Consider the following 14,022-nt stretch of genomic DNA (forward strand, 5'->3'; position numbering starts at 1 on the left):
CGATGTTTCTTGTTCCTAGCGGTACAATGACGGGACGGCAACCGGCAACGCAAGGAAGCGACGGGTAATGGAGAAGATGACATCACCATGACAGATACATCGCGCTTTGTGGTTCCTCGCCTGAACCCCAGCAAAGTGCTTGGCTTTCATGGCGGCGGCGAGGCGGTCAACGGCTAGATCGTCGGGGTGCGGCTCACCCGCCACATGTTGAGAGGGCGGGAGGCCTGCAAGCAGGTGTCGAACCATGGCCTCGGCCTGGGCCGCGCTGAGAAGGTTGGTCCCGACTGGCTCGTGCTTCATCTGGAAGTCGGTAAGCTCGTTGAAATCGGCCTTGAAGCTGATGCGCGCGTCGGGGCTGAAATCATCTGGCAGCTTCCAGCCGAGGAACCGGTCAACCATGTGCTTGATCTGCTCGTCGGTCATGGCGTTTCTCCTTCTGTCGTGCGATATGGCGAAATCAGAACCTCGGCGGGAATGCCATGCTCGAAGTAAAGTTTTCGGATGGTCGCAATGGAGAGTGGACGTTTGCGGCGCATGCGCTCAGAGGCGCGAGACTTCGCCGGGAACAGGTCTTTCCACTTCAAGCCCCTTTCGTCCATGAAGCGCTGGATTGCGTCGATCGCATCGCCTTCCCCGGCGAACCGAGGCTCGTAATTGTCGGCAAGAGCTGCCATGACATCACCGATGTCCTACTCATCGCGAGCATCCAGCATGTCGTGCTTAACGAGAAAAGAAACGACCTGACTGAACCAGCCGTCCCCGGCCACATTCGGTAGGGGCGATGGGGGTTCCACAGAGGTGGCTCGGTTTGTCTGAACAGTTTCGGGCGTTTCGCTAAGTGGATTCCGCCTCGATTATGCCGCCACCATCATTGGCGCCAGCGCGTTGAAGTAGGCCTGATCCGGCGTCTGCCGGTCAAGGGATGAATGTGGGCGTCGGTTACTATAAAAGGTCAGATATCGGCTAATGCCGACACGGGCTTCGGACACGGTCTTGTAGGCGTGATATCTGCCGAACGGAGCGCGAATTGTAATCGGCACTCCATATCAGGCATTCACCAACATCATCCAGGTCCTGGAGCAAATTGCAGCGCAATATCCGGAAGTGGCTCTTGCCGACATTCGCAATCTAGCGGTTGCTGCGGATAATGTTCATTTCACAGGGCCGTCGCTGGTGACAGCCGGAGCGACTTCCGAACTGCGACTGGCCGAGCTGATCTGGCTGACGTGATATCGTGGCGTCTCATAGTATGTGCTCATGCCGCTGCGGCGGATACTTTAAGTTGTGTGCCGGCTAAAGCGCGCACTCTAGCCGAGGGGATGACACATCATGGTGCGCTCTCCCCAGGAAAGGCCAGCGCGTCAAGCGAGTATCTCCACGGATCAATGGGTGGCGGATGGTATCAGCTGGCAATTTTGGCACGGGCATCAGGTCGTCTTACCCAGTCTATAGCTCTTACAATCATCGCTTTTGTCACTCCCCCTGAAACTAGATCTACTTCGCAAGCATGTAGAATGTTGCCTGGTTATTTCGGTCCGCAAGACCGTCAATCGCGAGCGGCGTGAAGCCGGTTTCTGACAGCAAGCTCCAGAATGAGTCCAAGGGGTAGGAGGTCGCTCTAATGTGGTTCTTCTCATACTCGTGCAGCGCTTGAATTCCCTTATATCGCTTGTTGTCGTTATCGAATCGGATCTGAATGAAACCCACGGCGCCGCTCTTGCAGACCGCTCTGATCGCGGCAAGGACCTCTTTTCCGTACTCCCGCGATGGGAAATGTTGGAAGACGGATGTGCTGAGAAATCCGTCCAAACGCGTCGGCACATGTGGCAACACCGAACTCGGTTCGCCTTGAACCAGAATTGGGTGGAAGTAGTCCGGTCGACCTTCAGCAGTGATCATTCGTTGCGATTCTGAGAGGTTCTTCTCAGATATATCCACCCCGTAGAAGACTGAAGCGATATCACGTAGCGCGAAGGCGTTCGTACCGCCGCCGGGACCCCACTCCAAAAGGGTAAGGTCTTTCAGTTCGTCGGCGCTCCTTCCGGCTAGCATCCAAGCTCTATTGAAGCGAGTGAGAGATCTCCGGCCAATGGCCTGCCATGCCGCATCATCGACCCATCGGCCAACGCCTCGCCAGTGGGATTGGTCCTTACGATACTCTTCGTCGTTGTGATCGTTCCAGACGCCTTTTATTGCGGCGTGAACAACAGATGCGGAATTAGTTTCCGCTTTTTCAAGTTCGGGATCTGTCCAGGATGCGGTTGAATGGCCTCGCGCAATCGGTGCGGATATCAAGCGCTTCAACTCCCTTACATCCTTCTCGATGTTTTTGAGCTGTTCTGTTGACCGCTTCGTGTTGTTATCTACCCGTTTTGCCCAACGTCTTAGTTTGTCCAGCATGCTGTGCCCCTTTAGCCAATGTTGATGCCTATAGAACACTGGGCTGTTGAGGCGTCAACATTTCAGACGGGGTCTATGGTTCCCTAGGGCGTCATTGGGGCTATGCACCGATTTCACGTCCAAAGGGATTGGCAATCCCGCACAGTGACTCGCCAGTTATTTGTTCGCTGCGGATCTTTTTGGCGCATCGTTTAACCACCAACTTTAAGTATGGATCTCCCATGATCGCGCACCACCTGGCCACGCCTTGACGCGTGGCCATGAAGGCACTGTTTTGACGTGCTATCACGATCCTGTGAACATCCCAACGATCGGAACCGGGTTCAATATGCGCAGCGCCGCTGTGCGGCGTGAGCTAGCTAAGGTCGGGATCGCCAAGCTCGCGCCTGGCAAGCGACGCGATCTTCGCGGCCGTGCTGGCCGAGGAATTCGAGCCGGCCGTGGTGAAAAGTTCCCCCGCCGATCGCCTACAGCATCAGATGGATGCGGCAACCAGCGCGATCTTCAACCTCGGCACAGGCGCCATGGATGTTTGGCTGATGATGCCTGACGGCGAGGTGACTTGGCGTCTGCGGGCTAGATCCTCGGAAGCGACGACAACACCGCCGGCGGGAATAAGCTTCCTGGCCTGGTGCGCCGGCGCTGGGAAGAGGCAGCGCTTTTCCTCCGCGGCGACTATAGCGAGCATCGCTACACCAAGCCGGAGGGCGTGCAGCGCGTCCAGCAGCCGGTGAAACCCTCTGGACCAGACGAGCTGGTGCGGGAAGCGCAGGGGCTGCTGGAGAAGGCCGGTTTTGATCCTGGCAAGGTTGACGGATGGATGGGCAATCGTGCCAGGCATCCATATCGAGGTCGGCATCGATCTCGCCAACGTCCTCGGGATCTTCACCATCTATACCGGTCTTTGCATGAGCGGGCATACAGTGATGAAGGCCTCCGAGAAGGTGAAGCATTCATGACTCCGGCGGGCGGCAATAGAGGGCCGGGGATCTGGATCCGTATCCAGCATCGCTTCGGGCCTCGCATGATGGAATGGTTCATGGCGGCGAACATGATGATGTTCGGCTGCGTTCTGCTGATGCCGACGCAGACCTTCAATCAGCCCGCGTGGAAGGTTTTCCGGGATCTCTTCCCATCCGAGGACCTTTTAGGGTGGATCATGTTCGGGGTCGGCATGCTGCGCATCGTCGGGCTGATCATCAACGGCGCGCGCAAGAACGTGACGCCACAGATCAGGGAGGTGTCAGCCGCGATCGGCTGCATCATCTGGACAGGCATCACATTTGGGTTTTACATCCTCCGATGTCGTCTTGACGTGGCTCGCTATCTATCCGCTTTTGCGGTTGGTTAACTGGTCAATATCCACCGCGCCGCGCATGACGAGGGGGAAATCAGGAATGGAACAGCAGATAGCTAACCTGCCGCCGATGGCGCTGATCTCCTTCGGCGCGGTCTTGGCAGTCATTTTCGCCGTTCGAACCCTGGGGCTTTGGCAGGGGCAGAGTTCATCTCCCACGAATTCACCGGCCACTGCGCAGGTTGTCGCTGTCGTGTTCGATCCGATAGCGCTCAATCGGGCCTCACTGGCGCTCGAAGCGCATAACAGGCGCCTAAAGGCTTTGACATTCAAGAAAAGAGGCTGGTGCGACGGAACATCAGCTGATGGTTATCCTTGGCTGGTCCGATTCGAAGATGGCGCAGCACAATACGAAGACGGCCCATTTCAAGCGTGATCGACGCTGGCTTCGAGCGCCGGAAATCATATGTGGCACGAAATAATGTCCCACTTTGAGCAGCTCACGGATTTGGTGGGGCAAGTAGTGAAAAAAAGGACTATATAACAAAGACTTAGAACGGAAATGGTAGGCCCGGAGGGACTCGAACCCCCAACCAAGCGGTTATGAGCCGCCGGCTCTAACCATTGAGCTACGGGCCCAGCCCGGCATTCGCCGTCGGGCGGGTAATGGTCACCCCGCTCCTGTCACGGGCTCTAACGCAATTTCCGGTATGCGACAAGCCTCTGCCGCAATGGCTTCACAATCACGCGTCATCACAGTGGCCGGAAGGGCATCGTGCCGGGTGAGACGAAAAGGTCCGCTGGCACCGAGGGACAAAGGAATATTACATGCTGAAATTCACACGCAGCCTCGTCATTGCAACGGCGCTGTCGGGCTCTGTTCTGTCGGCCGGCTTCGTTGCGCCGGTGCTCGCCGCCGAGACGGAGCGTCGCGAAGCGACGATCATGGTGTCGGGCGAGGGCGAGGCGACCATCGCGCCCGATATGGCGGTCATTTCGCTCGTCGTCGTGCGCGACGCCGAGACGGCGGGTGAGGCATTGTCTGCCAACAGCGCGGCGATGACCGAAGTGCTGGCGGATCTCAAGGGGCAGGGTATTGCGGACAAGGATCTGCAAACAACCGACTTCTCGATCCAGCCGAAATATCGGCAGGAGAACAAGCCTGACGGAACCTATGAGGCGCCTGTGATCGTCGGTTATACCGTCAGCAATGGTCTGACGGTTCGCGTGCGCGATCTGGCGCAGCTCGGGACGATCATCGATCGGTCGGTCAAGCTCGGCGTCAATCAGGGTGGCGGGATCAGCTTCACCAATGACGATCCGCAACAGACCGTCGAAGCAGCGCGCAAGCAGGCGGTCGAGAAGGCTGCCGCCAAGGCGAAGACACTGACGGAAGCGGCCGGTGTGAAGCTCGGCCGTGTCGTCGAGATTTCGGAGAATTTCGCCCAGCCCATGCCGCAGATGTATGCGGCGGCCCCGATGGCCAAGCGCATGGACGAATCGGTGCCGATCGCGTCTGGCGAGAACCGCTACACGGTGACCGTCAACATCACCTATGCGATCGAGCAGTAACCGCTCGACCGATCAATGGAACGAGAAAGGGCCGGTTTTCCGGCCCTTTCGCATGCCACGTTCCAAGTTGTCGATCAGATGTCGAGCGGATGCTCCGATATCATCTTCGTCAGGCTGCCTTCGGCTGGGAAGAGGGGGATGAGGCAGGCCTGGAGGGCGTGGTAGATATCGCCCTTGCCGGGGAAAAGACTGTGCGAGGGCTTTCCGTCCTCGGTCAGCTCCTCGTGCCAGCCGCCAAAATCCCGGTCGAGGCTGTTGCCCGCGATATAGTTCCAGATCTTGCGGTAGCTCTCTTCGTGGAAATCGCTTTCCTGGTGCTGGTTGAGGAAGTGGGCGGCGGCGGCTCCTTCGCAGAGCGGCCACCAGAGCTTGGATCGCTTGTCGGGCGCGTTTTCCCAGTCGAGCGTGTAGAAGAACCCCCCCTTGGCTTTGTCCCAGCCGAGCGCCATGGACTGGAAAAAGAGGCCGCGGGCGGCCTCCGGCATCCAGGCGTGTGTTTTACCACCGAGCACCCAGAGCTGCAGCAGCAGCCTTGCCCATTCGAGCCAGTGGCCGGGCGTGGTGCCCGCAGGACGGAACATTTCGTTCGGGTGATAGTAGCTGCGGTCGACGGTCCAGTTTTCATCGAAATGTTCGGCAACACGGAAGCCCTCTTCGCGGGCAAGCCGGTTGATGACGAGGTCGGCGATTCTTTCCGCCTTGTCGAGATAATGTCGCTCGCCGGTGGCCTCGAAAGCGGCCATCAGGCTTTCGGTCAGGTGCATGTTGGAGTTCTGGCCGCGATAGCCGGGGACCGGCTGCCAGTCGGCGGAGAATTCCTCGGCGATGGCGCCGTGCTCCTTCTCCCAGAATTTCTCCTCGATCACCTCGGTGATGTCGGTCAGCATGGCATCTGCCAGCGGATGGCCGGCGCATTTCGCCGAAGATGCCGCGAGCAGGACGAAGGCGTGACCGTAACCCTGCTTCGAGTCGTCGGCAGCGCCGGTGTCGTTGGCCTGCCAGAAATAGCCGCCATTGGTCTGATCGCGGTGGCGCTCCCAGAGGTATCGCATGCCGTGGTCGACGATATCGCTCGAGCCTGGACGACCGAGCAGGTGGCCGATGGCAAAACAATGGACCATGCGGGCGCTGGCATGGATGCCGCGGGCGGGATTGTCGGTCGCCAGCGGCTTGCCGTCGCGCGACAGGTCGTAGAAGCCGCCCTTCGGGTTGATGGCCGGGCCTTGGAAGAAATCGAACAGGCCGTCTGCCTGCGCCAGCAGCCATTTGCGATGATAGGGGCGGGCGCTCCAGGGGGGGGGTGGCAGCAGCTGTGATTGATTTTCCGACATTTCTTCCTCCCGAGAGCATCGTTGTAGCTTCTATAGCCGATCACCGACGCCGCTTCCACCGCCTGACCTTCGTCACGCACAAGCGGATCAAATGTTGACATAAAGATATCTTTATGTGATCTGCTCATGTCGCATACGCAATAGGAGAGTTCGCAGATGCTCGATCAACTGTTCGGCCGCGAGGGCGCAAACCGTGACGGCGCGGAGATCCTGAAGGCGCTGCAAGAAGCGGCGCGCGAACGCATCCTTATCCTCGACGGCGCCATGGGCACAGAGATCCAGGGGCTTGGGCTGACGGAGGACGACTTTCGCGGCGAACGTTTCCTCGGCTGCGCCTGCCACCAGCAGGGCAACAACGACCTGTTAATCCTGACCCAGCCAAACGCCATCGAGGACATCCACTTCCGCTATGCGATGGCGGGTGCCGACATCCTCGAAACCAACACCTTCTCCTCGACCCGGATTGCCCAGGCGGACTACGAAATGGAGGGGGCGGTCTATGACCTCAACCGGCATGGCGCGGAGCTCGTGCGGCGGGCGGCCTTTCGGGCCGAGCGCGAGGACGGCAAGCGGCGTTTCGTGGCCGGTGCCATCGGGCCGACCAACCGCACGGCGTCGATATCCCCTGACGTCAACAATCCCGGTTACCGCGCCGTCTCCTTCGACGATCTTCGTGCGGCTTACGGCGAGCAGATCGACGGGCTGATCGACGGTGGTGCCGATCTCATCCTGATCGAGACGATCTTCGATACGCTGAATGCCAAGGCGGCGATCTTTGCCTGCGAGGAGCGTTTTCTCGCGAAAGGCATCCGCCTGCCGGTGATGATCTCGGGCACGATTACCGATCTTTCGGGCCGCACGCTGTCAGGCCAGACGCCGACGGCGTTTTGGAATTCGGTTCGCCATGCGCGGCCTTTCGCCGTCGGCCTCAATTGTGCGCTCGGGGCAGACGCCATGCGGCCGCATCTGCAGGAGCTTTCCGGCGTCGCCGATACCTTCATCTCGGCCTATCCGAATGCTGGCTTGCCGAACGAATTCGGCCAGTATGACCAGAGCCCGGAAGAGATGGCGGATCTCGTCGCTGGTTTTGCCGAAGAGGGCATCGTCAACGTGGTCGGCGGCTGCTGCGGCTCGACGCCCGCCCATATCGCCGCCATTGCGGACGCCGTGAAGGGCAGGGTGCCGCGGGCGCCTGCCGAACACCGGCCCTTCATGTCGCTGTCGGGGCTCGAACCCTTCGAGCTGACCAAGGACATTCCCTTCGTCAATGTCGGCGAGCGGACCAATGTCACGGGCTCGGCCAAGTTCCGCAAGCTGATCACCGCTGGCGATTTTGCCGCTGCTTTGGTGGTTGCGCGCGACCAGGTGGAGAACGGCGCGCAGATCATCGACATCAACATGGACGAGGGGCTGATCGATTCGCAGCAGGCGATGGTCGAGTTTCTCAACCTGATTGCCGCCGAGCCTGACATCGCCCGCGTGCCTGTGATGATCGATAGCTCCAAGTTTCCGATCATCGAAGCCGGCCTCAAGTGTGTGCAGGGCAAGGCGGTGGTAAATTCCATCTCGCTTAAGGAGGGCGAGGAGAATTTCATCGCCCAGGGCAAGCTGATCCGCAACTACGGTGCTGCCGTCGTCGTCATGGCATTTGACGAGAAGGGGCAGGCGGATACCTACGACCGCAAGGTCGAGATCTGCCGGCGTGCCTACAAGATCCTCACCGAAGAGGCAGGTTTTGCGCCTGAAGACATCATCTTCGACCCTAACGTCTTTGCGGTCGCGACCGGCATCGAGGAGCACGACAATTACGGTGTCGACTTCATCGAGGCGACGCGCACGATCCGGCTGGAGATGCCACTGGTGCATATCTCGGGCGGGGTCTCGAACTTGTCCTTCTCCTTCCGCGGCAATGAGCCGGTGCGCGAGGCGATGCATGCGGTCTTCCTCTACCATGCCATCCAGGCGGGCATGGACATGGGCATCGTCAATGCCGGCCAGCTCGCGGTCTATGAGAGCATCGACAAGGATCTGCGCGAGGCCTGTGAGGACGTCGTGCTGAACCGTCGCAAGGACGGGACCGAGCGGTTGCTGGAGATTGCCGAGCGCTATCGCGGGACAGGTGAGGCCAAGGTCCGCACGCAGGACATGAGCTGGCGCGAATGGCCGGTAGAAAAGCGTCTGGAGCATGCGCTTGTCAATGGCATCACCGAATTCATCGAGACCGACACGGAAGAAGCAAGGCTGAGGGCGGATCGCCCACTGCATGTCATCGAGGGGCCGCTGATGGCGGGCATGAACGTCGTCGGCGATCTCTTCGGGGCGGGAAAAATGTTCCTGCCGCAGGTCGTGAAATCGGCGCGCGTGATGAAGCAGGCGGTGGCCGTGCTGCTTCCCTATATGGAAGAAGAGAAGCGGCTGAACGGCGGGACCGGCGAGCGCCAGGCGGCGGGCAAGGTGCTGATGGCGACCGTCAAGGGCGACGTGCACGACATCGGCAAGAATATCGTCGGCGTCGTTCTCGCCTGCAACAATTACGAGATCATCGATCTTGGCGTCATGGTGCCTGCGACCAAGATCCTCGAAGTGGCGAAAGCTGAGAATGTCGATGTGATTGGCCTTTCCGGGCTGATCACGCCGTCACTCGACGAGATGGTGCATGTGGCTGCCGAAATGCAGCGGCAGGGCTTTTCCGTGCCGCTCCTGATCGGAGGGGCGACGACGAGCCGGGTGCATACGGCGGTGAAGATCAATCCGCAGTACAAGGCCGGACAGGCTGTCTACGTTACCGATGCCAGCCGCGCCGTCGGCGTCGTTTCGGCCCTGCTATCCGAGGATGGCAACGAGACCTATGTCGAAGGCATCAGGGGCGAATACGCCAAGGTGGCGGAGGCCCATGCTCGGGCGGAAGCCGAAAAGCAGCGGCAGCCGTTGGCGTCTGCGCGAGAGAATGCCGTCAAGATCGACTGGAACTCGTACAGGCCGACGAAGCCGAGCTTTACCGGCACGAAGGTGTTCGAGACCTATGACCTCGCCGAACTCGCGCGCTATATCGATTGGACGCCGTTTTTCCAGACCTGGGAGCTGAAGGGGCGCTATCCGGCCATTCTTCAGGACGAGAAGCAGGGCGAGGCGGCACGGCAGCTGTTTGCCGATGCGCAGGCGATGCTGGCAAAGATCATTGCGGAAAGCTGGTTCCGGCCGCGCGCCGTCATCGGCTTCTGGCCTGCCAATGCCGTGGGCGATGATATCCGGTTGTTCAAGGATGACAACCGTGCCGAGGAACTGGCGACCTTCTTCACGCTGCGTCAGCAGATCGCCAAACGCGAGGGACGGGCGAATGTCGCGCTCAGCGATTTCGTAGCACCTTTGGAGACCGGCGTTCCGGATTATGTCGGCGGATTCGTGGTGACCGCCGGCATCGAGGAAGTGGCGATCGCCGAGCGCTTCGAGCGGGCGAATGACGATTATTCCTCGATCCTGGTCAAGGCACTCGCCGATCGCTTTGCCGAGGCCTTTGCCGAGCGCATGCATGAACAGGTACGCCGCGAATTCTGGGGCTATGCGCCGGACGAGGCCTTCACGCCCCAGGATCTGATCTCGGAGAGCTATGCAGGCATCCGGCCGGCGCCCGGTTACCCGGCGCAGCCGGATCATACGGAAAAGGTGACTCTGTTCTCGCTCCTGGATGCGACCGAGGCGACCGGCGTGACGCTGACGGAGAGCTATGCCATGTGGCCTGGTTCATCTGTGTCCGGCCTCTATATCGGCCATCCCGACAGCTATTATTTCGGCGTTGCCAAGGTCGAGCGTGACCAGGTCGAGGATTATGCCGCCCGTAAGGGCATGGAGGTACGTGAAGTCGAGCGCTGGCTGGGGCCGGTGCTGAACTATGTGCCGAAGGCTCAGGGGTAGTCGGCCGACTGCGCAGGCGCCCCTCATCCCCCTGCCGGGATCTTCTCCCCGTAAACGGGGAGAAGGGGGAGACGGCGGCCGCACCGGCCTTCTCCCCGCGTGCGGGGAGAAGGTGCCCGAAGGGCGGATGAGGGGCTGATAGATCGCGTGAACTTGCTCGCAATCCGATTCAAAATTTGGCGACAAGTTATTGAGGCAGATTCCTAAATGCCTTTACGCCTCCAGCCTCAGCAGGATTGCAGTCGTGTCGTCGCTCTGCTTGTAGCGCGGGTATTTCAACCCATCCGGATCGACCTCTCGCTCCATATGCCGAAGTTCCGTCACCAGGGACTTCAGCCCAGCCGTCGCCGCGCGCTGGATCAGTGTGGCGGGGTCGTAGAGCTTGTAGAGGGCAACCAGATCAGCCAAGCCATCTGAGCAGAGCAGGGCCTTCGCGCCGCTGCCATGGACAGGTACGTCGACCATAGCCAAGTGATCGGCCGCTTCCGGAACGACGCCGAATGTCCAAGTGGCCCCACCCTCTGTGTTCTGCAGCGCGCGACCACGGCGGAGGTCTTCGAGCGTTTGCGGATCGTCATTGGCGACGCCTGCCGCGCCGATGCCACCGACGCGGGCGATGTGCTGGGCCGCCCGATGCTGCTCCCATTCATAGGCGCCGGGGATGGGGATGACGAAATCGGATTGGCCGTCGTCATGCAGGATGTAAAGGCAGCTGTCGCCGAGGCCGAACCAGCGGAAGCCGGCTTCGGTTGCCTGCAGGGCGGTGAGACTGCAGAGCGGCCAGGCGTAGCGCGGCTGGTCGCCGGCCGTTGCGATGAAGGCGTCGCGGGCTTCCTCGGAGACATGTCGCAGCACCGTCGCCGGGTCGGCCTCGCGGTCGAGCCTCTGCTCGAAACGGATAGCCGCGAATTCGGCGATCCAGGCAGCGTCCGAACCATAGCCCTCCATGAATTGGCGGTCGCCGAGGCCCGTTGCGCCATCGATGACGAAAGCTGCGTCTCTGTTGTAGCCGAGACGGTCCTCGTTCGCCCGACCTTGCTTGCCGGGGTCAGAGATCGTGTCGATGATGGAGATCTGCGGCATGGGGGCCTCGTGCTGAAACGCTGTGCCGGAGGGCTCCGGCGCGTTCCGTGCCTAGCATGGCAGAAGGTTCGCGTCAGCCGCGGGCGGCGCGAAAGCGGTTCATGATCTCGGCGCGTTTGGGATCGGTCAGGGCCACGGCGAGGCCGAATTCGAGCGCCGTCAGTTTTGCCTCGTCGGGATAGGTGATCCGGTTCGCGAGGATCTCCTTCGGCAGAAGCGCGCGAACGCGGCTGTCGGTGGCCGTTCCCCCATGGACCAGATGTTCACGGGCGGCGATCTCCGGATGGAGAAGGTGGTTGATCAAAGCATGGGCCGCCGGTTTGTTTTCAGCGCTTGCAGGGATCGCGTAATAATCCGTCCAGATCTCTCCGCCATCGGTTGCGATGTCGAAGGCGATTTCCGGAACGTCGCGGTGCATCTGCGAGGCGTCATTGCTCCAGCACATGGTGAGCCAGGCTTCGCCAGTGCGCATGGCCGGCTGATAATCGCTGTCGATGGCCAGAAGATGGGGCCTGACCTGCATCAGGAGTTCCCCGGCCTTTTCGAGCTCTGTCGGATCGAGCGAATTGAAGCCGTATCCGAGGGCGACCAGCGCGCCACCGATCGCTGTCAGCTGGTAGTCGTGGAGGATGGTCTTGCCCGAGGCATCGCCCATCGCCCGATCGAAGAAATCACGCCAGCTTTCGACGGGAGCGAGGTGTTGGGTGTTGTAGGCAATGCCGGTTGTGCCGGCATTCTTCGGCACGCCATAGATCGCGCCCGCCCTGACGCCCGGTTTCAGAAAACGGTCGGCATGGGAATTGAGATCGAAATTCGGCAGGCGGCGGAGATCGAGAGGTTCCAGCATGTCGCGCTGGAAATAGGGCGCGATGGCATATTGGGTCGGCACGATGATGTCCCAGACGCGACCGCTTTCCAGAGCTCTCATCATGCCTTCGTTGGAGCCGATGATCGACACTTCGACTTCCACGCCGTAGTGCGCGGTGAAGTCCTCGAAGGTCTGCGGATCGTGATAGTTCGGCCATGTCGCAAGCGTGACCTTCTTCCCGAGCGGCGAACCTTCGGAAGTTGCAACGCTCGTGCGCCGGGTCCCGCCGATCATGAGGGCCGCAGCGCCGAGGCCCGTCACGGCCAGGAAATGCCGACGCGTCACCGAGCCGCGCTTCAGCCGCATGTATTCGGCCATGAAACCGTTGGCATCGATCTCCGGAGATGTTTTCTTGTCGGCCATAGCTGCCCTCGATCCGTTGCCGGTTTCGTGCAGCCGTATTTCAGCACAAACGAGTTAACGCTATTACACCCTAAGATGAATCCTGCATGCCTGCGGACGTTCAGATCATCCGGTCGATGATGGTGATGCCGTTTTCCCGGAAACTGTCCATGGTCGCCAGCGCAGGGGCTGCGTCCGTCAGCGTGATCCGCCGGCCGATCAGGCGGTCCGGCGAGAGCTTGCCGGAGAGGATCATGCGCAGCATGGCGTCATAGCGCCAGGACTGCATGCCATGGCTGCCATAGATCTCGAGTTCATGGGCGATGACACGTGCCATCGGGATCGCCGGTGTTGCATGATCGGCAAGCATCAGGCCGACCTGCACATGGCGGCCTCGGCGGCGCAGATTGAGGATCGAATTGCAGCAGGTTTGTGGATGGCCAAGGGCGTCGACGGAGACGTGGGCACCACCGCCCGTTACCTCCCGCACCGCTTCCGATACATCCGCGACCGAGCGACTGTCGATGGCAACTGTCGCGCCGAGTTCCCTGGCCAGGGCCAGTTTGTCTTCGGCGATGTCGATGGCGACGACATTGGCACCGAGGGCCGCGCCGATCATGATCGCAGACAGCCCGACGCCGCCGCAGCCATGGACCGCGAGCCATTCGCCGCCCTGCAGCCGGCCCTGGTCGACGACGGCGCGGAAGGAGGTGGCAAAGCGGCAGCCGAGGCTGGCAGCCGTCTCGTAGCTGATCTCGTCCGGCAAATGTACGAGGTTCTGGTCGGCATATTCGATCGCGACATATTCGGCGAAGGAACCCCAATGGGTGAAGCCCGGCTGGAACTGCTCCTCGCAGACCTGCTGATTGCCGGAGCGGCATTCCATGCAGTGACCACAGCCGGAGACGAAGGGCACCGTGACGCGGTCGCCGAGCTTGAAGCGACGCACGTCGCGTCCGACGGCTGAGATCGTGCCGGCCAGTTCATGGCCGGGCACATGTGGCAGCTTGATGTCGGGGTCGTGGCCCATCCAGCCATGCCAGTCGCTGCGGCAGAGGCCCGTCGCCTTGACGGAGACGACAACCCCGGAATTCGTAGGGGTCGGATCGGGCAGGGTCCGGATTTCCGGTGCTGCTCCGAACTGTTCGTAATACATTGCACGCATGGACTTCCTCCACAGACCCCAATGCCGCCCGGAGGGCGGCATTGGGACACTC

At 60.6% G+C, this 14,022-nt stretch carries 12 protein-coding genes, 1 tRNA gene and 1 pseudogene; 4 read left to right on the forward strand and 10 right to left on the reverse strand.

Going from position 1 to position 14,022, the window contains the following annotated elements:
- Positions 1-15: 15 nt before the first annotated feature.
- The 5 genes and pseudogenes from E9677_RS25445 to E9677_RS22830 all read right to left on the reverse strand — a co-directional run bounded on the left by E9677_RS25445 (position 16) and on the right by E9677_RS22830 (position 3,292).
- A complete protein-coding gene (locus E9677_RS25445; protein ID WP_205910189.1) occupies positions 16-423 on the reverse strand; it encodes a RuvC family protein in 408 nt (135 codons plus the stop codon).
- Positions 420-674 carry a hypothetical protein gene (locus tag E9677_RS22815; RefSeq protein WP_136560362.1) on the reverse strand — a complete coding sequence of 85 codons (255 nt, stop codon included), beginning with the start codon at positions 672-674 and terminating at the stop codon, positions 420-422. Before E9677_RS22815 ends, E9677_RS25445 begins: the two co-directional genes overlap by 4 nt.
- 180 nt (positions 675-854) lie before the next feature.
- Positions 855-1,004 (reverse strand): annotated as a pseudogene (locus E9677_RS22820) (integrase core domain-containing protein); the annotation flags it as partial.
- A gap of 490 nt (positions 1,005-1,494) precedes the next feature.
- The gene (locus tag E9677_RS22825) at positions 1,495-2,400 is read right to left on the reverse strand and encodes a methyltransferase domain-containing protein (protein WP_136560363.1); all 906 of its coding nucleotides are present in this window, start codon (positions 2,398-2,400) and stop codon (positions 1,495-1,497) included.
- 475 nt (positions 2,401-2,875) lie between these two features.
- Positions 2,876-3,292, reverse strand: coding sequence for a hypothetical protein (locus E9677_RS22830; RefSeq protein WP_136560364.1), 417 nt, complete (start codon positions 3,290-3,292; stop codon positions 2,876-2,878).
- A gap of 147 nt (positions 3,293-3,439) precedes the next feature.
- On the opposite strand from E9677_RS22830, the gene E9677_RS22835 reads away from it, so the two are divergent.
- Both E9677_RS22835 and E9677_RS22840 read left to right on the forward strand, forming a co-directional pair.
- Entirely contained in the window at positions 3,440-3,751 is a 312-nt protein-coding gene (locus E9677_RS22835) for a hypothetical protein (RefSeq protein WP_136560365.1), read from the forward strand.
- Positions 3,752-3,797: 46 nt separating this feature from the next.
- On the forward strand, positions 3,798-4,133 hold the full coding sequence (locus E9677_RS22840; RefSeq protein ID WP_136560366.1) for a hypothetical protein: 336 nt from the start codon (positions 3,798-3,800) through the stop codon (positions 4,131-4,133).
- A 127-nt stretch (positions 4,134-4,260) separates the two neighbouring features.
- On the opposite strand, the gene E9677_RS22845 is transcribed toward E9677_RS22840, so the two are convergent.
- Positions 4,261-4,336, reverse strand: a tRNA-Ile gene (locus E9677_RS22845).
- A gap of 189 nt (positions 4,337-4,525) precedes the next feature.
- On the opposite strand from E9677_RS22845, the gene E9677_RS22850 reads away from it, so the two are divergent.
- Complete coding sequence (locus E9677_RS22850) at positions 4,526-5,269, forward strand: SIMPL domain-containing protein (protein ID WP_136560367.1); 744 nt, start codon at positions 4,526-4,528, stop codon at positions 5,267-5,269.
- Between the two features lie 74 nt (positions 5,270-5,343).
- Here E9677_RS22850 and E9677_RS22855 read toward each other — a convergent pair whose 3' ends face one another.
- Positions 5,344-6,600, reverse strand: a complete 1,257-nt coding sequence (locus tag E9677_RS22855; RefSeq protein ID WP_136560368.1) for an AGE family epimerase/isomerase — start codon at positions 6,598-6,600, stop codon at positions 5,344-5,346.
- 156 nt (positions 6,601-6,756) lie between these two features.
- On the opposite strand from E9677_RS22855, the gene metH reads away from it, so the two are divergent.
- On the forward strand, positions 6,757-10,512 hold the full coding sequence (gene metH / locus E9677_RS22860) for a methionine synthase (RefSeq protein WP_136560369.1): 3,756 nt from the start codon (positions 6,757-6,759) through the stop codon (positions 10,510-10,512).
- Between the two features lie 213 nt (positions 10,513-10,725).
- Here the strand turns inward: metH and E9677_RS22865 are convergent, their stop codons facing one another.
- From E9677_RS22865 to E9677_RS22875, 3 genes are all read right to left on the reverse strand, one after another.
- Positions 10,726-11,595: a protein phosphatase 2C domain-containing protein gene (locus E9677_RS22865; RefSeq protein WP_136560370.1), complete on the reverse strand. Its 870-nt coding sequence runs from the start codon at positions 11,593-11,595 to the stop codon at positions 10,726-10,728.
- Positions 11,596-11,668: 73 nt separating this feature from the next.
- Positions 11,669-12,826 (reverse strand): ABC transporter substrate-binding protein, encoded by a 1,158-nt coding sequence (locus E9677_RS22870; protein WP_136560371.1) that lies wholly within the window; start codon positions 12,824-12,826, stop codon positions 11,669-11,671.
- Between the two features lie 100 nt (positions 12,827-12,926).
- The gene (locus E9677_RS22875; protein ID WP_136560372.1) at positions 12,927-13,970 is read right to left on the reverse strand and encodes a zinc-dependent alcohol dehydrogenase family protein; all 1,044 of its coding nucleotides are present in this window, start codon (positions 13,968-13,970) and stop codon (positions 12,927-12,929) included.
- Positions 13,971-14,022 lie beyond the last annotated feature (52 nt).

Source organism: Peteryoungia rhizophila, from assembly GCF_004912145.1.
Taxonomy (GTDB): Bacteria; Pseudomonadota; Alphaproteobacteria; order Rhizobiales; family Rhizobiaceae; genus Allorhizobium; species Allorhizobium rhizophilum.